This window comes from Enterobacter cloacae complex sp. SYL001, from assembly GCF_049237025.1.
Lineage (GTDB): Bacteria > Pseudomonadota > Gammaproteobacteria > Enterobacterales > Enterobacteriaceae > Enterobacter > Enterobacter intestinihominis.
Genome location: NZ_JBMKJI010000002.1, coordinates 50007 through 71926 on the forward strand (window position 1 = coordinate 50007; position 21920 = coordinate 71926).

Consider the following 21920-nt stretch of genomic DNA (forward strand, 5'->3'; position numbering starts at 1 on the left):
TTAAATAATTTATTTAAAGTGATGAAAATTGCCGATTCGCCGGGCCACAAGGTTGTTCATCGGTAATTCCATACTTCTTCACAACTATATCCACAGAAAAGGTGAATAAAAATGGTCTCAGTCGCCCTCATCTGTTTATAACTCCTCACAAAATTGTGAGTTATTCAAATGTTATTAGGTTGCAGGCCTGTAAGAGAGTGGTTTACCGCCTCCCTGTAGTGTGAAACAATCATTCATATATCAGATTTAGTTTGGGGTAGTCCGGTGATTGATGACGATGGCTACCGCCCAAACGTAGGAATAGTAATTTGTAATCGTCAGGGCCAGGTGATGTGGGCCCGGCGATATGGTCAGCACTCCTGGCAGTTCCCGCAAGGCGGGATCAATCCTGGAGAGTCCCCAGAACAAGCGATGTACCGGGAGCTGTTTGAAGAGGTTGGTTTAAGCCGAAAAGATGTTCGCATCCTGGCTTCGACCCGCAACTGGTTGCGTTACAAGTTACCGAAACGTTTGGTGCGTTGGGACACAAAGCCGGTTTGTATCGGCCAGAAACAGAAGTGGTTTCTTTTGCAGTTGGTGGGCAACGATTCAGATATCAATATGCAAACCAGCAGCACGCCAGAGTTTGATGGCTGGCGTTGGGTAAGCTACTGGTATCCGGTTCGTCAGGTCGTGTCATTCAAGCGCGATGTATACCGTAGGGTGATGAAAGAGTTCGCAAGTGTCGTGATGCAGCTTCAGGAGACGACTCCGAAGCCACAGAGCGCACCTGCCTGGCGACGTAAAAGAGGTTAAGCTACGCAAATCATGCTCACCCGCTTGCGAGAAATAGTTGAAAAGGTCGCCAGTGCGCCTCGCCTCAACGAGGCGCTGAATATTCTGGTGACGGACATCTGTCTTGCGATGGAAACCGAGGTCTGTTCGGTCTACCTGGCCGACCATGACCGACGTTGCTACTACCTTATGGCAACCCGCGGTTTAAAAAAACCACGGGGACGTACCGTCACGCTCGCGTTTGATGAAGGTATTGTTGGCCTGGTCGGGCGACTGGCGGAGCCAATCAACCTTGCCGATGCGCAAAAACACCCCAGCTTCAAATATATTCCTTCCGTCAAAGAAGAGCGTTTCCGCGCGTTTCTTGGCGTACCGATTATTCAGCGCCGCCAGCTGCTTGGCGTGCTTGTTGTTCAGCAGCGCGAGCTGCGCCAGTACGATGAAAGCGAGGAGTCCTTCCTCGTCACGCTGGCAACGCAGATGGCGGCGATCCTCTCTCAGTCCCAACTGACAGCCCTTTTTGGTCAGTATCGTCATACGCGTATTCGCGCGCTTCCGGCCTCGCCGGGGGTCGCTATTGCCGAAGGCTGGATGGATGCCACGCTCCCGCTGATGGAGCAGGTCTACGAAGCCTCTACGCTGGATGAGGCGCTTGAGCGCGAACGGCTCACCGCTGCGCTGGAAGAGGCGGCGAATGAGTTTCGTCGCTACAGCAAACGCTTTGCCGCTGGCGCGCAAAAAGAGACGGCGGCCATTTTCGATCTCTACTCACACCTGCTTTCCGATGCGCGTTTGCGTCGTGAGTTATTTGCCGAGGTCGATAAGGGGTCGGTGGCAGAGTGGGCGGTTAAAAAGGTCATTGAAAAATTTGCCGAGCAGTTTGCGGTACTGACTGACGGCTATCTGAAAGAGCGCGCCGGCGATTTACGCGCGCTTGGGCAACGTCTGCTGTTCCACCTCGATGATACTATTCAGGGGGCTAATGCCTGGCCGAACCGGTTTGTGCTGGTGGCCGATGAACTCTCGGCGACGACGCTGGCGGAATTACCGCAGGACAGGCTGGCGGGCGTGGTGGTGCGCGATGGCGCAGCTAACTCTCATGCCGCCATTATGGTGCGTGCGCTCGGTATTCCGACCGTGATGGGGGCGGATATTCAGCCCTCCGTACTGCATCGCCGTACGCTGGTGGTGGACGGATATCGCGGTGAGTTGCTGGTGGATCCTGAGCCGGTTCTTCTTCAGGAGTACCAGCGTCTTATCAGCGAAGAGAATGAATTAAGCAAGCTGGCGGAAGATGACGTCAACCTGCCCGCGCAGCTCAAGAGCGGTGAGCGGGTGAAGGTGATGCTCAACGCGGGATTAAGCCCCGAGCATGAAGAGAAGCTCGGCAGCCGCATCGATGGCATTGGTCTCTACCGCACCGAAATACCGTTCATGCTGCAAAGCGGCTTCCCGTCAGAAGAGGAGCAGGTTGCGCAGTATCAGGGCATGTTGCAGATGTTTAACGACAAACCCGTCACGTTGCGCACCCTCGACGTCGGCGCGGATAAGCAACTGCCCTATATGCCCATCAGTGAAGAGAATCCCTGCCTCGGCTGGCGTGGGATCCGCATTACCCTCGATCAGCCGGAAATTTTCCTTATCCAGGTTCGTGCGATGCTGCGTGCCAACGCGGCCACGGGGAATCTCAGCATTTTGCTGCCGATGGTCACCAGTATTGACGAGATCGACGAAGCGCGGCGGTTGATTGAACGTGCAGGGCGCGAAGTGGAAGAGATGATCGGCTACGCGATCCCTAAACCCCGTATTGGCGTGATGCTGGAAGTGCCTTCGATGGTCTTTATGTTACCGCAGCTGGCGACCCGCGTTGATTTTATCTCCGTTGGCACCAACGACTTAACGCAATACATTCTGGCGGTCGATCGCAACAATACGCGCGTGGCCAGTATCTACGACAGCCTGCATCCGGCGATGCTTCGTGCCCTGGCGATGATCGCCCGCGAAGCCGAGCAGCATAATATCGACCTGCGCCTGTGCGGTGAAATGGCCGGCGATCCGATGTGCGTGGCGATCCTGATTGGCCTCGGTTTCCGTCACCTGTCAATGAACGGACGTTCCGTTGCGCGTGTGAAATACCTGTTACGTCACATCGAACAAGATGAGGCGCATGAGCTGGCCGCGCGAAGCCTGGAGGCACAGCTGGCAGCCGAAGTGCGCCATCAGGTGGCGGCGTTTATGGAGCGACGCGGCATGGGCGGTTTGATCCGCGGCGGCCGCTGATCCCCACAAAATAATGACTGCTCGGACGACCCCCTCTCCCTTGAGGAAGAGGAATGGGGTGAGGGGGAACAGCGCGCATAAAACCCTATACACATCTTTTACATCTCAGGCGCATCCTCCGCGCCTGCCTTATGCTATGATTCGCAACTTTGGAGCACCTGCCAACGGCGGGAATGCAATTCAGCCGCTGTCCACTTTCAGCGGAATAACAACATCTTGTGGTGACAGATGAACAGTGGTTATCTGCATTTTCCGGAATTCGATCCGGTTATTTTCTCAATAGGACCTGTAGCGCTTCACTGGTACGGACTGATGTACCTGGTGGGCTTCGTCTTTGCCATGTGGCTTGCTGGTCGTCGCGCCAGTCGTCCGGGCAGCGGCTGGACGAAGAACGAAGTGGAAAACCTGCTTTATGCTGGCTTTCTTGGCGTATTCCTGGGCGGGCGCATCGGCTATGTCCTGTTCTACAACTTCCCGGTATTCCTGAACGACCCGCTCTATCTGTTCCGCGTCTGGGACGGCGGCATGTCCTTCCACGGCGGACTGATTGGTGTGATCCTCGTGATGGTGATCTTCGCCAAACGCACCAAACGTAACTTCTTCCAGGTGGCTGATTTTATTGCGCCATTAATCCCGTTTGGGCTGGGTGCAGGGCGTCTGGGCAACTTCATCAACGGTGAACTCTGGGGGCGTGTCGATCCGAGCGTGCCGTTTACCATGCTGTTCCCGGGCTCCCGCGCAGAGGATATCGCGCTGCTGCCTTCGCATCCTGAGTGGCAGTCCATTTTCGATACCTACGGCGTTCTGCCGCGTCATATGTCTCAGCTTTATGAGCTGGCGCTGGAAGGTGTGGTGCTGTTTATCATCCTGAATCTGTATATCCGCAAACCGCGCCCAATGGGGGCAGTATCTGGTCTGTTCCTGATTGGCTACGGCGCGTTTCGTATCATCGTCGAGTTCTTCCGCCAGCCGGATGCACAGTTTACCGGCGAGTGGGTACAGTACATCAGCATGGGGCAGATCCTCTCCATTCCGATGATTGTCGCGGGTGCCATTATGATGATTTGGGCGTATCGTCGTCGTCCACAGCAACAACTTTCCTGAGGAATCATGAAACAGTATCTTGAATTGATGAAAAAAGTGCTCGACGAGGGCACGCCGAAAAACGACCGCACCGGCACCGGTACGCTCTCCATTTTTGGCCACCAGATGCGCTTCAATCTGCAAGAAGGCTTCCCTCTGGTGACGACGAAGCGCTGCCATCTGCGCTCGATCATTCATGAACTGCTCTGGTTCCTGCAAGGCGATACCAACGTTGCTTATCTGCATGAAAACAATGTCTCCATCTGGGACGAGTGGGCAGATGAGAACGGCGACCTGGGGCCGGTTTACGGCAAGCAATGGCGCGCGTGGCCTACCCCGGACGGCCGCCATATCGACCAGATCACGACCGTCATGAACCAGCTGAAAAATGACCCGGACTCGCGCCGTATCATTGTTTCTGCCTGGAACGTGGGTGAACTGGATAAAATGGCGCTGGCGCCTTGCCACGCGTTTTTCCAGTTCTACGTGGCGGACGGCAAACTCTCCTGCCAGCTGTATCAACGCTCCTGCGACGTGTTCCTCGGCCTGCCGTTTAACATCGCCAGCTACGCGCTGTTAGTGCACATGATGGCGCAGCAGTGCGATCTTGAAGTGGGCGATTTTGTCTGGACGGGCGGTGATACCCACCTCTACAGCAATCATATGGAACAGACGCATCTCCAGCTGACGCGCGAACCGCGTGCATTGCCGAAGCTTGTGATCAAACGCAAACCGGACTCGATCTTCGATTACCGTTTTGATGACTTCGAGATTGAAGGCTACGACCCGCATCCTGGCATCAAAGCCCCTGTCGCCATCTGATACGGCGAATCCTGACATAACCGGTGCTCTTTAGCGCCGGTTTTTTTCGCGCTCGTTTTGTTCTTCGAGCCTGTTTCCAGAGACGATGTAACGCGTTGCAACGGGTGAAAATCTCCGGAAAGCGGCTCGTAATGTTCTGGTTTAACGCTCGCGCCTTTTCTGCCATTCCGCCACACTCCCGCCATGAAAAACGAACATGGCTTTACGCTTATCGAAACCCTTTTCGCCATCTCGCTGGTTGTGATCCTCAGCGCGACGGGACTTTATGGCTGGGACAGCTGGCAACAGCGGCAGCGGCTCTGGCAGACAGCCTGTCAGGTGCGGGATTACCTGGCGTTCTTACGAAACGACGCAAATCGTCACAACAGCGAGCACAGGATCGCGCTTCACGCTGACGGGAATCAGGCCTGCCTTGTCAGCGCTGTGGTCCCGGGCTGCGACAGCGGCGGCCCGTTCGTGATGAAACCGTTATGGCCGGAGGTCACGCTGAGCGACGTAACGCCTGCGCTGGGATTTTACGGCTTAAGGGATACCGCATGGGCCGGACATATTCGCGTGCAGAGCCGCGCCGGTGCGTGGTGGGTTATTGTCTCAAATGGCGGACGTATCAGGCTGTGTAATGCCGCAGGAGAAAGTCTATGCCAGTAAAACAAAAAGGGTTTTCCCTGCTGGAGGTCCTGATTGCGATGACGATAAGCAGCATTCTGTTACTCAGCACGTCACGTTTTTTACCGGGGCTACAGCGGGGTGTTTTACTGCAATCCGGGCAACGGGAGCTGGAAGATGAGGTGTGGCAACGCCTGCTTGCGATGGGTAAACAGTTCCAGCGAGCAGGATATTGTGCAGGGCATTGCCAGGGGCAGGGGGTGATCATCGGCAGGCAAGGACGATGTGCAATTGTGCAGTGGGATGCAAACAGCAACGGCCAGTGGGATAGCACCGCGTCAGAAAATGACAGCACGGGATTCCGGCTTGAGTCCGGAACGCTCGAAACGCTGCGGGGCGCGACATCCTGTGAAGGTAAGGGATGGGATAAGCTCACTGACCCGGATCGGGTCCTGATAGAGCAGTTTATGGTCATTAAAACCGATCGTGCTGGCTTTGCGCCGGTCATCAGTATCGAGCTGCGTGCCCGCCGCAAAGGTGAACTGACCGCACCCTTTTCGGCTCGCCACACCGTAACGGGGTTTAATCTGTGAATCGTCAGCGGGGCATGTCATCGCTGGCGCTGGTCCTGCTATTGCTGGTGCTCGGCACGCTGATCCTCACCGGATTAAACCAGCAGTTGCAAACCTTTAGTACGTTGGTGAATGTCGAGAGTTTGTCTGTTCGCCAGCAGGCTGCCTTGCAATCTGCACTGGAGTGGGGACGCGTTCAAGACTGGGCTTTACAGCCAGAGGTTCAGTGCAAGCAGACACAAGGTCTGCGGGTCTGTGTAAGGCTGTTTGAGGAGCGTGTTTTGCTTGTTGCCGGAAATGACGATCTGTTGCTATGGCGAGGCGGGGATATCGCGGAAGGACAAATACGCTTTTCTGCCCACGGCTGGAGCGACTTCTGCCCCCTTAAGGAAAGTGCGCTATGTCAGTTACCCTGAGCAGACAAAAAGGATTTAGCATGGTTGAGGTTTTGCTGGCAATGATGTTGCTGGTTGTAGTTGTGACGGCGTTATCCGGATATCATCGCGCGCTGGCAGCCCGGTATGCGGCGCTTAGCCAGTATCGCCAGCTATGGCATCATGCGTGGAATCAGTCGCAGATCTCAACATTAACGCTCCCGCCGGGCTGGCAGGTCAGTCGGGGGCAGACAACACAGTCCGGATGTGTCAGCATCACGGTCACACTTATTTCTCCTCTGGGGCGGCAGGGCGCGTTGACGCGTCTGCATTGCCCGGTTAGCCGCTAGTCGGGAGCGTTTATGCTAAGGGTTTACCACTCAAATCGTCTGGATGTGCTGGAAGCACTGATGGAGTATATCGTTGAGCAAGAGCGTCTTGACGATCCGTTTGAGCCAGAAATGGTGCTGGTGCAGAGCACCGGTATGGCGCAGTGGCTACAAATGTCCCTTTCGCAGAAGTTTGGCATTGCGGCGAATATCGATTTTCCGCTGCCCGCGAGCTTTATCTGGGAGATGTTTGTACGCGTCCTGCCGGATATTCCTGAGCAGAGTGCCTTCAACAAACAAAGCATGGCCTGGAAACTGATGACGCTGCTGCCGGACATGCTGGCGCATGATGAGTTCGCCATGCTGCGCCACTATCTGAATGACGACACCGACAAGCGCAAACTTTTTCAGCTGGCCTCACGCACTGCTGACCTCTATGACCAGTATCTGGTTTACCGCGCAGAATGGCTGATTCGCTGGGAAGCGGGAGAATTAGTCGATGGGTTACCGGAAGCGCAAATCTGGCAGGCGCCGCTCTGGAAAGCGCTGGTCGAGCATACCGGGCAGCTCGGTCAGCCTAAATGGCACCGTGCTAACTTGTACGATCGCTTTATCTCAACACTCGAGAACACCGCAGAACGGCCAGCCCGTTTGCCGTCACGCGTGTTCATTTGCGGTATCTCCGCGCTGCCGCCTGTCTACCTGAACGCGCTAAAAGCGCTCGGTAAGCACATTGATATCCATATCCTCTTTACCAACCCATGTCGGCACTATTGGGGAGATATTCAGGATCCGCGCTGGCTTTCACGGCTGGTCACCCGCCAGCGTAAACGCCTCTTTGAGGAACGCGCCGTGCCGCTGTTTAAAGACAGTGAAAACGCGGCGCAGCTTTTCGATGAAGAGGGGATTCAGAACCTGCCGAACCCGCTACTTGCCTCGTGGGGCAAGCTGGGGCGCGACTATATTTATCTGCTTTCAGATATCACCTCCTCGGGAGAGGGGGACGTGGACGCGTTTGCGGATATTACGCCGGACAGCCTGCTGCACAATATTCAGCTTGATATTCTGGATTTAGAAAACCGTGCCGTGGCCGGGATCACTGCCGAGGAGTTTGCGCGAAGCGATAAGAAGCGAAAACTGGATCCTGACGATCGCAGTATCGCGATCCACGTTTGCCACAGCCCACAGCGTGAAGTTGAAATTCTTCATGACCGCCTGTTGGCTATGTTGCAGGGCGACCCAACCCTGACACCGCGCGATATCGTGGTGATGGTGGCGGATATCGACAGCTACAGCCCGTTTATTCAGGCTGTATTTGGCAGCGCAACGGGCGACCGCTATCTTCCCTACGCGATCTCTGACCGCCGTGCTCGTCAGTCACACCCGGCGCTACAGGCCTTTATCAGCCTGCTTTCGCTGCCTGATAGCCGGTTTATCTCTGAGGATGTGCTGGCATTACTGGATGTGCCTGTTCTGGCCGCACGCTTCAGCATTAACGAAGAGGGCTTGCGCTACCTGCGCCAGTGGGTCAACGAATCCGGCGTCCGCTGGGGAATCGACGATGATAACGTCCAGGAGTTTGAGCTGCCCGCGACTGGCCAGCATACCTGGCAGTTTGGCCTGACGCGTATGCTGCTGGGGTATGCGATGGAGAGCATCCACGGCGAATGGAATGACGTGCTGCCGTACGATGAGTCCAGTGGGTTAATTGCGGAACTGGTTGGTCACTTAGCCTCGCTGCTGATGCAGCTCAACCGCTGGCGCCGTGCATTGATGCAGCCCCGTCCACTCGAAGAGTGGCTGCCGATTTGCCGCGAAATGCTAAATGACTTCTTCCTGCCGGACAGCGAAACGGAAGCCGCCATGGCGCTTATCGAGAAGCAGTGGCAGGCCATCGTTGATGAGGGGGTTAATTCGCACTATCACGAGGCGGTTCCCCTTTCGCTTCTGCGTGATGAGCTGACGCAACGTCTCGATCAGGAGCGCATCAGCCAGCGCTTCCTTGCTGGGCCGGTGAATATCTGCACCCTGATGCCGATGCGTTCAATCCCGTTCAAAGTAGTCTGTCTGCTTGGCATGAACGACGGTATTTATCCACGTGCGCTGCCACCCCTTGGCTTTGATCTCATGAGCGCACAGCCGAAGCGGGGCGACCGCAGCCGCCGCGATGATGACCGTTATCTCTTCCTTGAGGCGCTGATGTCTGCGCAAAGCAGGCTTTATATCAGCTATATCGGCCGTTCAATTCAGGACAACAGCGAGCGTTTCCCATCCGTGCTGGTGCAGGAGCTGATGGACTACATCGGGCAGAGTCACTATCTGCCGGGCGATGAGGCCTGTAACTGCGACGAAAGCGAACGTCGGGTGAAAGCGCATATTACCTGTCACCATAGCCGTATGCCGTTTGATCCTGTCAATTACGTTCCTGATGAACTGCAAAGCTACGCCCGCGAGTGGCTTCCCGCTGCGAAGAACGCGGGCACACCGCAAACCGATTTCATTCAGGCGCTCGAACCGCGCGCCATAGACACCCTTACGTTTGAGCAGCTGCAGCGCTTTTGGGCCCATCCGGTTCGGGCTTTTTTCCAGCAACGCTTGCAGGTGAACTTCCGCTCGGAAGAGAGCGAAATCCCTGATGCGGAACCGTTTATTCTTGATGGACTGGAGCGTTTTAAGCTTAATTCCCAGCTTTTGAATGCGCTGGTTGACGAAGAAGACGCCAGTAAACTGTTCCGACGTTACAGGGCGTCGGGATTACTGCCGTATGGTGCGTTCGGCGAAATCGTCTGGGATGCCCAGTGTGAGGAGATGCAAGCGCTTGCTGACCGGGTTATCGCGTGTCGGCAACCGGCGAGCAGCATTGAAATTGATCTCGATTGTAACGGTATGCACCTCAGCGGCTGGCTCACGCACGTGCAGTCTGACGGGCTGCTACGCTGGCGCCCATCTATGCTCAGCGTTTCACATGGCCTGCAACTCTGGCTCGAACATCTTGTCTACAGTGCGAGTGGTCACGAAGGCGAAAGCCGGTTGTTTGTACGTAAGGACGGCGAGTGGCGCTTCCCGCCGATGGAGCCTGAGCAGGCGTTGACGTATCTGTCGCTTTATATTGAAGGTTATCGTCAGGGCATGAACAAGCCTCTGCTTTTGCTGCCTGAAAGTGGGGGGGCATGGATAAAAGCCTGTTACGACGCGCAGAATGATGCCATGTTAACGGATGAGGCTTCGCTCCAGAAAGCGCGCAGCAAGTTTTTGCAGGCCTACGAAGGGAACATGATGGTACGTGGCGAGGGCGACGATGTCTGGTATCAACGTTTATGGCGAACGCTGGAGCCAGAATATTTCGACATTATCACGGAAGAGGCGCAACGCTACCTGTTACCGTTGTTCAAATTTAAGCAGTCCTGAGTGCTGTATAAAAATTGCACAGCACGGGGTGTTCATTTATGATGCACCTCTTATCACGGACTGATGTACCCAGAGAAAGAGATGCTGGCGTGTCCAGCACGCACGTTGTTAATGATGTAGCCGTGATAAAGAGGTCGTAATGCCAGGCAGCACCTTGTTCAAAGCGTTTGTTTTGTTTATCGCCCTTTGGGCTCCCGTCACTCAGGCCGATTCCGGTTGGCAACCTGTCCAGGAAACAATCCGTAAGAGCGATAAGGACACCCGTCAGTATCAGGCGATTCGTCTTGATAACGGGATGACCGTGCTGCTGGTTTCCGATCCTCAGGCGGTTAAATCGCTCTCCGCACTGGTTGTGCCGGTCGGATCGCTGGAAGATCCTGATGACCATCCGGGACTGGCGCACTACCTTGAGCACATGACGCTGATGGGGTCTAAAAAATACCCACAGCCTGACAGCCTGTCCGAATTTCTGAAAATGCATGGTGGCAGCCACAACGCCAGCACTGCGCCGTATCGTACTGCGTTTTACCTGGAAGTGGAAAATGATGCGCTTGACGGGGCGGTGGACCGTCTGGCGGATGCCATCGCCGCACCGCTGCTGGATAAAAAATATGCTGACCGGGAACGCAACGCCGTAAACGCCGAACTGACGATGGCGCGCACGCGAGACGGTATGCGCATGGCGCAGGTTAGCGCTGAAACCATCAATCCGGCGCACCCGGGTTCGCGCTTCTCAGGCGGCAACCTTGAAACGCTGAGCGACAAGCCGGGTAGCCCGGTGCTCGATGCGCTGCATGCGTTTCGTGAAAAATACTATTCCGCCAATCTGATGAATGCGGTTATTTACAGCAATAAACCGTTGCCGACGCTGGCAAACATGGCTGCGCAGACCTATGGCAGGGTGCCAAATAAAAATATCGATCTGCCGCAGATTAACGTGCCGGTTGTCACGGACGCGCAAAAAGGCATTGTTATTCACTATGTGCCGGCCTTGCCGCGCAAGGTGTTACGCGTTGAATTCCGTATTGATAACAACACGGCGCAGTTCCGCAGCAAAACCGACGAGCTGGTGACTTATCTTATCGGTAACCGCAGCCCGGGTACGCTCTCCGACTGGCTGCAAAAGCAGGGGCTGGTGGAAGGTATTCGCGCTGACTCCGATCCCGTCGTAAACGGGAATAGCGGCGTGCTGGCCATCTCCGCGACGCTGACCGATAAAGGGCTGGCTCACCGTGACGACGTCGTTGCGGCCATTTTCAGTTATCTCTCTCTGCTGCGCGACAAAGGCGTCGATAAACGCTACTTCGACGAGCTGGCGCACGTGCTGGATCTCGATTTCCGCTATCCCTCTATTACGCGTGATATGGACTACGTCGAGTGGCTGGCAGATACCATGATCCGCGTGCCGGTGGAACATACGCTGGATGCGGTAAATATTGCCGATCAGTATGACGCCGGGGCGCTCAAAGCGCGTCTGGCGATGATGACTCCGCAGAATGCCCGCGTCTGGTATATCAGCCCGAACGAACCGCATAACAAAATGGCCTACTTCGTTGATGCCCCGTATCAGGTTGAAAAAATCAGCGAACAGACCTTCGCGGGCTGGCAGAAAAAGGCGGGGGAAATTGCGCTGAAGTTACCGGAGCTTAACCCCTACATCCCGGACGATTTCTCGCTGATCAAACCCGCAAAGGCCTATCCGCATCCGGAGCTGATTGTTGATGAGCCGACGCTGCGCGTGGTCTACACCCCAAGCCGCTATTTCGGCGACGAGCCAAAAGCGGATGTCAGCGTAGTGCTGCGTAATCCTAAAGCAATGGACAGCGCCAGAAACCAGGTGCTGTTTGCGCTTAACGATTATCTGGCCGGTATTGCCCTCGATCAGCTCAGCAACCAGGCTGCCGTTGGCGGTATCAGTTTCTCCACCAATGCCAATAACGGTCTGATGGTGAATGCCAACGGCTATACCCAGCGTTTGCCGCAGCTGTTCCAGGCGCTGCTGGACGGTTATTTCAGCTATACGCCTACGGAAGAACAGCTCGAGCAGGCTAAGTCCTGGTATGCCCAGATGATGGATTCTGCCGAGAAGGGTAAAGCCTACGATCAGGCGATTATGCCAGCACAGATGTTGTCCCAAATTCCTTATTTCCAGCGCGAAGATCGCCGCGCGTTATTGCCCTCAGTCACCTTAAAAGAGGTGCTGGCTTACCGTGATTCGCTGAAAACCAATACTCGTCCGGAGTTCCTGGTTGTAGGGAACATGAGCGAAGATCAGGCTAAAACGCTGGCACAAAACGTGCGTGCGCAACTGGGTTCAAAAGGCGATGAGTGGTGCCGTAACCAGGATGTGCTGGTAGAGAAAAAGCAGAATGCGATCTTCGAAAAAGCGGGAAGCAGCACGGATTCCGCGCTGGCCGCGGTGTTTGTCCCTGTCGGATATGACGAATTTACCAGCTCTGCCCAGAGTGCGGTGCTCGGTCAAATTATTCAGCCGTGGTTTTACAACCAGCTGCGCACCGAAGAGCAGCTGGGTTATGCGGTATTCGCTTTCTCGATGAATGTGGGCCGTCAGTGGGGGTTGGGCTTCCTTCTGCAAAGCAGCGACAAACAACCCGCTTACCTGTGGCAACGTTATCAGGCATTCTTCCCGCAGGCGGAAGCAAAACTGCGCGCCATGAAGCCGGAAGAGTTTGCCCAGATCCAGCAGGCGGTTATCGCCCAGGTGATGCAACCGCCGCAGACGCTGGGTGAAGAGGCCTCGCAGCTGAGCAAAGATTTTGATCGCGGTAATATGAAATTTGATTCGCGTGATAAAATAGTGGCCGAAATAAAACAGCTGACGCCACAAAAAGTTGCCGATTTCTTCCATCAGGCGGTAGTAAAACCGCAGGGTATGGCCATCCTGTCTCAGGTTTCTGGCAGCCAGAACGGGAAAACGGACTACGTAAAATCAAAAGAGTGGACCGTCTGGAAGAGCGTCAGCGCGCTGCAACAAACTATGCCCTGGAGTAAGAAAGAATGACCCATACCGCTGAGCCGCTTGATCCCCTAAGTTTACCTCTACAGGGTGAGCGACTGATTGAAGCCTCAGCGGGAACGGGAAAAACCTATACCATCGCCGCGCTCTATCTGCGTCTGCTGTTGGGGCTCGGCGGCAACGCCGCTTTTTCGCGCCCGTTAAGCGTGGAAGAGCTGCTGGTGGTAACCTTCACCGAAGCGGCCACTGCCGAGCTGCGTGGCCGTATTCGCAGCAACATTCATGAGCTGCGCATCGCCTGTCTGCGTCAGACGACGGATAACCCCCTCTATGCGAGCCTGCTGGACGAGATTGCGGATAAGCAACAGGCTGCGCAATGGCTGCTGCTGGCCGAACGGCAAATGGATGAAGCGTCCGTCTTCACCATTCACGGTTTTTGTCAGCGCATGCTGAGCCTGAATGCGTTTGAATCCGGCATGCTCTTTGAGCAGCAGCTTATTGAAGATGAATCCGAGCTTCGCTATCAGGCCTGTGCGGATTTCTGGCGTCGTCACTGTTATCCGTTGCAGCGCGACATTGCTGAAGCGGTTCACGCCCTGTGGAAAGGTCCGGAAGAGCTTCTTCGCGCCATCGACCGTTACCTGCAAGGCGAAGCGCCGGTCATTAAATCTCCTCCGCCTGCCGATGAAACGCTGGCCTCGCGCCATGAAAAGATCGTCGCCAAAATTACCGCGCTTAAGCAGAAATGGAATGAGTCGGTTGGTGAAATTGATGCAATCATCGAAAACTCAGGCATCGACAGACGCAAGTTCAACCGTGGGAACCAGGGGAAGTGGATCGAAAAGATCAGCGCCTGGGCCCAGGAGGAGACGCGGGGTTACCAGCTTCCGGACGCACTGGAAAAATTTTCGCAGCGCTTTTTGACCGAGCGAACCAAAGCCGACGGTATTGTGCCTGAGCATCCCCTGTTTGTGGCGATTGAAGCGCTGCTTGCGGAGCCATTAACGCTCAATGACCTGATGATCACCCGCGCCATGACGGAGATCCGCCAGGCCGTCGCGCGCGAAAAACGTCGCCGGGGCGAGCTGGGGTTTGATGACATGCTGAGCCGCCTGGACGAAGCCCTGTCCAGCGAGAATGGTGAAGCGCTCGCCAGCGCGATCCGTACCCGTTTTCCGGTGGCGATGATTGACGAATTTCAGGACACCGACCCCCAGCAGTACCGCATTTTTCGCCGCATCTGGCGACAGCAGCCCGACACTGCCCTGCTGCTGATAGGCGACCCTAAACAGGCCATTTACGCCTTCCGTGGGGCAGATATCTTCACCTATATGAAAGCCCGTAGTGAGGTGGTCGCGCATTACACGTTAGATACCAACTGGCGCTCCGCTCCGGGGATGGTTGAGAGCGTCAATGCGCTGTTCAGCCGTATGGAGACTGCGTTTATGTTCAATGAAATCCCTTTCCTGCCGGTGAAATCCGCCCCAAACAACGCATCCCTGCGCTTTGAAGTCAGCGGTGCGGTGCAACCCGCCATGACCTTCTGGCTGCTTGAGGGGGAAGGCTATGGCGTTGCCGATTATCAGGCGGCGATGGCCCAGCACTGCGCCGCGCAAATCCGTGACTGGCTAAGCGCAGGCGCGCGCGGCGAGGCACTACTGTGGAAGGGGGAACAGGCATATCCTGTAAAGGCCTCTGATATTACCGTGCTGGTGCGCAGTCGTCAGGAAGCGGCGTTAATCCGCGATGCGCTAACGTTGCTGGATATTCCGTCAGTGTATCTCTCTAACCGCGACAGCGTGTTCGACACGCTGGAAGCCCAGGAAATGCTCTGGTTGCTTCAGGCGGTGCTGGCGCCGGAGCGCGAAAATACGCTTCGAAGCGCGCTGGCCAGTTCTATGCTGGGGTTGAACGCACGGGATATTGATGAACTCAACCATGACGAAAACGCATGGGATGCGGTGGTAGAAGAGTTTGTCCATTACCGTGAACGCTGGCAAAAGCGCGGCGTCATGGCGATGTTGCGCGAGCTGATGACACGGCGTCAGATTGCCGAAAATATGCTGGCGACATCCGGCGGTGAAAGGCGTCTGACCGATATTTTACACATCAGCGAACTGTTACAGGAAGCGGGTACCCAGCTTGAAAGTGAACATGCCCTTGTGCGCTGGCTGGCGCAGCAAATCGCGGATCCAAACAGTAACTCTTCAAGCCAGCAGATGCGTCTTGAGAGCGATAAGCATCTGGTGCAAATCGTCACCATTCACAAATCCAAAGGTCTCGAATATCCGCTGGTCTGGCTGCCTTTCATCGCGAACTACCGGGTTCAGGATCAGGCCTTTTACCATGACCGCGAGACTTTCGATGCGGTGCTCGATCTCAGCAAGGCGGAGACCAGCGTTGAACTGGCAGAAGCGGAGCGTCTGGCGGAGGATTTGCGCCTGCTTTACGTGGCGCTGACCCGTTCTGTCTGGCATTGCAGCCTGGGCGTCGCCCCGGTTTTCCGCCGTCGCGGGGAGAAAACAGGGGAAAGCGATTTCCATTTAAGCGCGTTAGGGCGGCTTATTCAGCGTGGCGAGCCGAAAGATGCGGCGGGGTTGCGCCTCTGCATTGAGTCGCTCTGCGGTGACGATATCGCGCTGCATATCCCGTCTCTGCCAGACAATAGCCGCTGGCAAATGGCGCAAGAGCCCGCGACCGATCTTAATGCGCGCCAGATCACGCGGGTGCTTGCCGACGACTGGCGCGTCACCAGCTATTCTGGCCTGCAACAGCATGGGCAAAGTATTGCGCTGGATCTCATGCCGAAGCTGGACGTGGATGCCGCAGGGGTGGGTGATATTCCGGTTGAACCGACGTTAACTCCGCATCAGTTCCCACGCGGCGCGTCGCCGGGCACCTTTTTGCACAGCCTCTTTGAAGAGCTTGATTTTACTCAGCCTGTCAGTGAGGAGTGGGTGCTGAAGATGCTACAGAGCGGGGGCTATGACGCGCACTGGCAGCCCGTTCTCACTGACTGGATCAACGCCATTTTGCAGGCACCGCTGACTGAGCAGGGCTTCGCTCTTCGTCAGCTAACGGCCAGAAATAAACAGGTTGAGATGGAGTTTTATCTGCCTGTCGCAGGCCCGCTTAAGGCCGACGCGCTCGATGCGCTTATCCGTCAGTACGATCCGCTCTCAGCCGGTTGCCCGCCGTTGAACTTCCGTCAAGTGCAGGGCATGCTGAAAGGCTTTATCGACCTGGTCTTCCGTCACGAAGGACGGTACTACCTGCTGGATTACAAATCGAACTGGCTGGGCGAGAACAGCGAAGCCTATACCCAGCAGGCGATGGCGGCAGCCATGCAAATGCATCGCTACGATCTGCAATATCAGCTCTACACGCTAGCGCTGCACCGCTATTTGCGCCACCGTATTGCGGATTACCGCTACGACGATCATTTTGGTGGCGTCATCTACCTCTTCTTGCGCGGGGTCGACGCTGCCGATCCGCGCTCCGGGATCTTCAGCACCCGTCCGGATGCGGAATTGATTAATAAAATGGATAACCTGTTTGCAGCAAACACGGAGGAGATGGCATGACGATGCAGGACTTATTGCTGGAAGCGGTAGAGCAACGCGTGCTGCGTCAGCTGGATGTGCAGTTTGCCATGATGATTGCCGCTGACCAGCCCGCCGTGATGCTTGCCGCTGCCCTATTAAGTAAAGACGCCGGAGAGGGGCATGTGTGTCTGCCGCTCTCGCGTCTGGTTGTTGACGAGAAAATGCCGCATGTCCTCCAGTCCTGCTTTGCGCTGCTGGGGGAGAGGGTGGACTGGCAGAAAATTTTGCGCGAATCGTCGGCCGTCGGGCCGGGAGAAAACCAGGCGCCGCTGATCCTGACGGGGGAGCGCTTATATCTGAACCGTCTGTGGCGAAACGAACTGACGGTAGCGCGTTTCTTTAGTGAGACCAACGCGCCGCTTCCCTGCGACGAAGCGCAGCTTCGCCAGACACTGGACAGGCTGTTTGACTCCGGTGAGCCTACAGACTGGCAGAAAGTGGCGGCGGCCGTCGCCCTGACGCGGCGGATTTCGGTGATTTCAGGTGGCCCGGGGACCGGGAAAACCACGACCGTCGCAAAGCTGCTGGCAGCCCTGATCCAGCTATCAGGCGAGCAGCGATGCCGTATTCGTCTGGCGGCACCCACCGGGAAGGCTGCGGCGCGACTGACCGAATCACTGGGCGGTGCGATGCAACAGCTGCCGCTCACTCAGGAGCAGCTTGCGCTTTTCCCGGGTGAAGCGAGTACCCTGCACCGTCTGCTCGGCGCGCAGCCGGGTAGCCAGCGGCTGCGCTACCATGCGGGTAATCCGCTGCATCTGGACGTGCTGGTGGTGGATGAAGCCTCCATGATTGACCTGACCATGATGTCGCGCCTGATCGATGCTCTGCCGCCGCATGCGCGCGTGGTTTTCCTGGGCGATCGCGACCAGCTCGCCTCCGTGGAAGCCGGGGCGGTACTGGGGGATATCTGTACCTACGCCAGCTACGGTTATACCGCCGCGCGGGCGCAGGAGCTTGCCCGCCTGACCGGCTGCTCGCTTGAACCCGATCACTCGCCGGTCGCAGGCGCACTGCGTGACAGCCTGTGCCTGCTGCAAAAAAGCTACCGTTTCGGTAGCGACTCCGGCATCGGCCAGCTGGCTGCGGCGGTCAACCGTGGCGATCGGCATGCCACGCGCACGGTGTTTGACGGCTCTTTCACTGACATTGAAAAGAAATCGCTGCAAAGCGGAGAAGAGTATCAGGCTATGCTTGAGGAGGCTCTCCATGGATACCAGCGTTTTCTGAGCTGCGTGCAGCAGCGCAGTCAGCCCGGGCAGGTCATTGCCGCATTTGGCGAATACCAGCTTCTGTGCGCATTGCGGGAAGGGCCGTTCGGCGTTGCGGGCCTGAACGACAGGCTGGAGCAGCTGCTCGTGCAGAAACGCAAAATTAACCGTCAGCAGCATTCGCGATGGTATGAAGGCCGGCCAGTGATGATCTCCCGCAACGACAGTACGCTGGGGCTGTTCAACGGGGATATCGGTATTGCGCTCGATCGCGGTAACGGTTTGCGCGTCTGGTTCCAGCTACCGGACGGCAGCGTGAAGTCCGTCCAGCCCAGCCGTCTGCCAGAGCATGAAACGGCATGGGCGATGACGGTACACAAGTCTCAGGGCTCAGAGTTCAACCATGCGGCGCTGATCCTGCCGACACAGCTTTCGCCGGTCGTAACCCGTGAGTTGGTCTACACCGCCGTTACCCGTGCGCGCCAGCGTCTGTCGCTGTATGCGGATGAGCGCGTGCTGGGTCAGGCGATTGCCACTCGCACCGAGCGCAGAAGCGGATTAAGCGCGATTTTTGAATCTGTCTGAGTAATCACCCTCTCCGACAGGAGAGGGTGATTGTTATCCCAGGTCCGCCATTAACACCTTCGAGCGGCGCTGGTAGTTGTACATCTCTTTCTTACTTTCCGGCAGAGAATCAATATCCACCGGCGTGAAGCCGCGCTCCTGGAACCAGTGAATGCTGCGCGTGGTGAGCACGAACAGCTTGCTCAGACCCATCTGGCGCGCCTGTGCCGCCACGCGTTCAAGCAGCAGTTCCCCCCGCGAGGAGCTACGGTAATCCGGGTGCACGGCAACGCACGCCATTTCGCCAATCTGCTCTTCCGGGAACGGATAAAGCGCCGCACAGGCAATGGTCAGGTTATCTCGCTGGATGATGGTGAACTTGTCGATCTCCATCTCCAGCTGCTCGCGGGAGCGGCGAACCAGAATGCCCTGTTGTTCCAGCGGACGGATCAGCTCCAGAATGCCGCCGATGTCATTGATGGTGGCACGGCGGATCTGCTCGGCGCTCTCCATTACGATCTGCGTACCGATCCCGTCCCGGGAGAACAGTTCCTGCAACAGCGCGCCGTCTTCCTGATAGCTGATCAGGTGGCTGCGGCGTACCCCGCTGCGGCACGCTTTGACGGCGCCGCGCAGAAAACGCACGGTACCGGAATAGTAATCGCCTTGTGCTTCCAGCGCTTCGACGCGCGCCTGGGCTTCATTCGGAAAAAGTTCTGGCACAATCACGCCCTCATCGTTCACGACACCCTGTGAGGAGCAAAAGCCGATCATTTTTTCCGCTTTCAGCTTGATGGCCAGCTGGGTGGCAATCTCTTCTGAGGTCAGATTAAAACTTTCACCCGTTACGGAAACGGCAACGGGTCCCATCAGGACGATCGCGCCATTGTCTAACTGGCGGTGAATGGCTTCTTCATCAATGCGCCGGATGCGGCCGCTGTGGCAGTAATCCACGCCATCGTCCACGCCGAGCGGCTGAGCGATGATAAAGTTGCCGCTCACCACGTTGATGTGCGCGCCCTGCAGCGGCGTATTACTCAGGCTCATCGACAGGCGGGCGGTGATATCGAGCTGCAACAGACCCGCCGCCTGTTTGACCAGTTCGAGGGTTTTCGCATCCGTCACGCGGGTATGTTTGTGGTAGATCGGCTCATGGTGATGGGCGGCCAGGTTGGCTTCGATTTGCGGACGTGCGCCATACACCACCACCAGACGGATGCCGAGGCTGTGCAGCAGGCCGATATCATTGACGATACTGGAAAAGTTCTCATGCTCAATGGCTTCGCCGCCAAGCATGATGACAAAGGTTTTCCCCCGATGGGTGTTGATATAGGGAACAGAATGGCGGAATCCCTGGACCAGTTCGGTTCTGCGTTCCTTAACCATGACACAACCCTTAATGAATGTTTATTCGTTATTTATGTATTTTTATTCGATTGTGGCCGCGTGTGCAAGCCAAAATTTTCTGCGACACACAGAAAATAATAAGTAATCCGTGCGTTAACGTATGATTGTTTACCCTTTTATAGATGACAGTTTATGCGTCATTCGTTAAAGTTTTCGGTCAATTTGGGCGTTTTGTTCATCAATCAGATTTCTTGCTCGGGAGAAGCATGTCGGGATCCAATTCAGCAATAAGCCGCCGCCGCCTGTTAAAAGGGGCCGGGGCGATGTGGTTGCTTAGCGTCAGCCAGGTGGGTCTTGCCGCCACAAGCCAGGTAGTCGCGGTGCGCGTCTGGCCGTCGTCGACCTATACGCGCGTGACGGTCGAGTCCAACCGCGTGCTGAAATACAAACAATTTGCCCTCAGCAATCCTGAACGTGTGGTGGTTGATCTCGAAGGTGTGAATCTCAACTCCGTGCTTAAAGGCATGGCGGCGCAGATCCGTGGCGACGATCCTTTTATCAAATCGGCGCGTGTCGGGCAGTTCGATCCGCAAACCGTGCGCATGGTGTTTGAGCTGAAGCAGAACGTGAAACCGCAGCTCTTTGCCCTTGCGCCTGTTGCTGCCTTTAAGGAGCGCCTGGTAATGGATCTCTATCCGGCGAATGCAACGGATATTCAGGATCCGCTCCTGGCGTTACTTGAAGATTACAACAAAGGCGATCTCCAGCGGCAGGTCCCACCTGCGCAAAGTGGTCCTAAGCCGGGCAGGGCGGGGCGCGATCGTCCGATTGTGATCATGCTCGATCCTGGCCACGGCGGAGAAGATTCCGGCGCCGTTGGGAAATATCACACCCGCGAAAAAGATGTGGTGCTGCAAATTGCCCGTCGTCTGAAGGCGTTAATCGACAAAGAGGGCAATATGCGCGCCTACATGACGCGCAACGAAGATGTCTTTATCCCGCTGAAGGTCCGCGTGGCGAAAGCGCAGAAGCAGCGCGCGGATCTGTTTGTCTCTATTCATGCGGATGCCTTCACCAGCCGCCAGCCGAGCGGATCGTCGGTGTTTGCCCTGTCAACGAAAGGGGCGACCAGTACCGCCGCGAGATACCTGGCGGACACGCAGAACGCCTCGGATTTAATCGGTGGCGTGAGTAAAAGCGGGGATCGTTACGTCGACCATACGCTGTTTGATATGGTGCAGTCGCTGACCATTACCGACAGTCTGAAGTTTGGTAAAGCGGTGCTGGGCAAACTGGGCCGGGTCAACAAGCTGCACAAAAACAGCGTCGAGCAGGCCGGATTTGCGGTACTGAAAGCGCCAGATATTCCGTCCATTCTGGTCGAAACCGCGTTTATCAGTAACGTGCAAGAGGAACGCAAGCTCAAGACGGCTAAATTCCAGCAGGAAGTGGCGGAGTCGATTCTGGCGGGTATTCGGGCCTATTTCTCAGACGGGGAAACGCTGGCGCGGCGGGGATAGGGTACTACGCCGGGTATCTCGCCCGGCACTTTCACAAACGGCAGATACAAAAAAACACCCTTAAGGGTGTTTATTGTTTTAAGAAGTGTTGGTTGCGGGGGCCGGATTTGAACCGACGACCTTCGGGTTATGAGCCCGACGAGCTACCAGGCTGCTCCACCCCGCGTCCGTCTTTCTACACTTGTAGAAACTTACTTCTTCAAATTTGATTGGTTGCGGGGGCCGGATTTGAACCGACGACCTTCGGGTTATGAGCCCGACGAGCTACCAGGCTGCTCCACCCCGCGTCCGTCTTTCTACAGTCGTAGAAGATACTTCATCAAATTTTAATTGGTTGCGGGGGCCGGATTTGAACCGACGACCTTCGGGTTATGAGCCCGACGAGCTACCAGGCTGCTCCACCCCGCGTCCGTGGAAGCGCACTATACTCGGATAGGTTTGTGATGCA

14 protein-coding genes and 3 tRNA genes are annotated in these 21920 nt (G+C 56.2%); 13 read left to right on the forward strand and 4 right to left on the reverse strand.

Features of this window, described 5'->3' with window-relative positions; genetic code table 11:
* Nucleotides 1–264: 264 nt before the first annotated feature.
* From rppH to recD, 12 genes are all read left to right on the forward strand, one after another.
* On the forward strand, nucleotides 265–795 hold the full coding sequence (rppH, locus tag ACOTZP_RS03550; protein WP_032622373.1) for an RNA pyrophosphohydrolase: 531 nt from the start codon (nucleotides 265–267) through the stop codon (nucleotides 793–795).
* A gap of 12 nt (nucleotides 796–807) precedes the next feature.
* On the forward strand, nucleotides 808–3054 hold the full coding sequence (gene ptsP, locus ACOTZP_RS03555; RefSeq protein ID WP_023306854.1) for a phosphoenolpyruvate--protein phosphotransferase: 2247 nt from the start codon (nucleotides 808–810) through the stop codon (nucleotides 3052–3054).
* Nucleotides 3055–3282: 228 nt separating this feature from the next.
* On the forward strand, nucleotides 3283–4158 hold the full coding sequence (gene lgt / locus ACOTZP_RS03560; protein WP_022649236.1) for a prolipoprotein diacylglyceryl transferase: 876 nt from the start codon (nucleotides 3283–3285) through the stop codon (nucleotides 4156–4158).
* A 6-nt stretch (nucleotides 4159–4164) separates the two neighbouring features.
* Nucleotides 4165–4959, forward strand: coding sequence for a thymidylate synthase (thyA, locus tag ACOTZP_RS03565; RefSeq protein WP_006811817.1), 795 nt, complete (start codon nucleotides 4165–4167; stop codon nucleotides 4957–4959).
* A gap of 183 nt (nucleotides 4960–5142) precedes the next feature.
* A complete protein-coding gene (locus ACOTZP_RS03570; RefSeq protein WP_023298512.1) occupies nucleotides 5143–5607 on the forward strand; it encodes a prepilin peptidase-dependent protein in 465 nt (154 codons plus the stop codon).
* Complete coding sequence (locus ACOTZP_RS03575) at nucleotides 5598–6158, forward strand: prepilin peptidase-dependent protein (protein ID WP_271074792.1); 561 nt, start codon at nucleotides 5598–5600, stop codon at nucleotides 6156–6158. The genes ACOTZP_RS03570 and ACOTZP_RS03575 overlap by 10 nt, the downstream gene beginning before the upstream one ends.
* Entirely contained in the window at nucleotides 6155–6553 is a 399-nt protein-coding gene (locus ACOTZP_RS03580) for a DUF2509 family protein (protein WP_421633655.1), read from the forward strand. Before ACOTZP_RS03575 ends, ACOTZP_RS03580 begins: the two co-directional genes overlap by 4 nt.
* Entirely contained in the window at nucleotides 6538–6861 is a 324-nt protein-coding gene (locus ACOTZP_RS03585; protein ID WP_023298509.1) for a prepilin-type N-terminal cleavage/methylation domain-containing protein, read from the forward strand. Before ACOTZP_RS03580 ends, ACOTZP_RS03585 begins: the two co-directional genes overlap by 16 nt.
* A gap of 12 nt (nucleotides 6862–6873) precedes the next feature.
* Nucleotides 6874–10248: an exodeoxyribonuclease V subunit gamma gene (gene recC, locus ACOTZP_RS03590; protein ID WP_271074791.1), complete on the forward strand. Its 3375-nt coding sequence runs from the start codon at nucleotides 6874–6876 to the stop codon at nucleotides 10246–10248.
* 139 nt (nucleotides 10249–10387) lie between these two features.
* Nucleotides 10388–13270: a pitrilysin gene (gene ptrA, locus ACOTZP_RS03595; RefSeq protein WP_271074790.1), complete on the forward strand. Its 2883-nt coding sequence runs from the start codon at nucleotides 10388–10390 to the stop codon at nucleotides 13268–13270.
* The gene (gene recB, locus ACOTZP_RS03600; RefSeq protein WP_271074789.1) at nucleotides 13267–16809 is read left to right on the forward strand and encodes an exodeoxyribonuclease V subunit beta; all 3543 of its coding nucleotides are present in this window, start codon (nucleotides 13267–13269) and stop codon (nucleotides 16807–16809) included. The genes ptrA and recB overlap by 4 nt, the downstream gene beginning before the upstream one ends.
* Complete coding sequence (recD, locus tag ACOTZP_RS03605; protein ID WP_271074788.1) at nucleotides 16806–18626, forward strand: exodeoxyribonuclease V subunit alpha; 1821 nt, start codon at nucleotides 16806–16808, stop codon at nucleotides 18624–18626. Before recB ends, recD begins: the two co-directional genes overlap by 4 nt.
* Before the next feature lie 33 nt (nucleotides 18627–18659).
* Here the strand turns inward: recD and argA are convergent, their stop codons facing one another.
* Entirely contained in the window at nucleotides 18660–19991 is a 1332-nt protein-coding gene (gene argA, locus ACOTZP_RS03610) for an amino-acid N-acetyltransferase (protein WP_022649227.1), read from the reverse strand.
* 227 nt (nucleotides 19992–20218) lie between these two features.
* Between argA and amiC the strand changes: the two genes are divergently transcribed.
* A complete protein-coding gene (gene amiC, locus ACOTZP_RS03615) occupies nucleotides 20219–21472 on the forward strand; it encodes an N-acetylmuramoyl-L-alanine amidase AmiC (protein ID WP_022649226.1) in 1254 nt (417 codons plus the stop codon).
* Nucleotides 21473–21561: 89 nt separating this feature from the next.
* On the opposite strand, the gene ACOTZP_RS03620 is transcribed toward amiC, so the two are convergent.
* The 3 genes from ACOTZP_RS03620 to ACOTZP_RS03630 form a co-directional block, all read right to left on the reverse strand.
* Nucleotides 21562–21638, reverse strand: a tRNA-Met gene (locus tag ACOTZP_RS03620).
* 44 nt (nucleotides 21639–21682) lie between these two features.
* Nucleotides 21683–21759 (reverse strand) — tRNA-Met (locus ACOTZP_RS03625).
* A 44-nt stretch (nucleotides 21760–21803) separates the two neighbouring features.
* Nucleotides 21804–21880: transfer RNA gene (locus tag ACOTZP_RS03630), tRNA-Met, on the reverse strand.
* Nucleotides 21881–21920 lie beyond the last annotated feature (40 nt).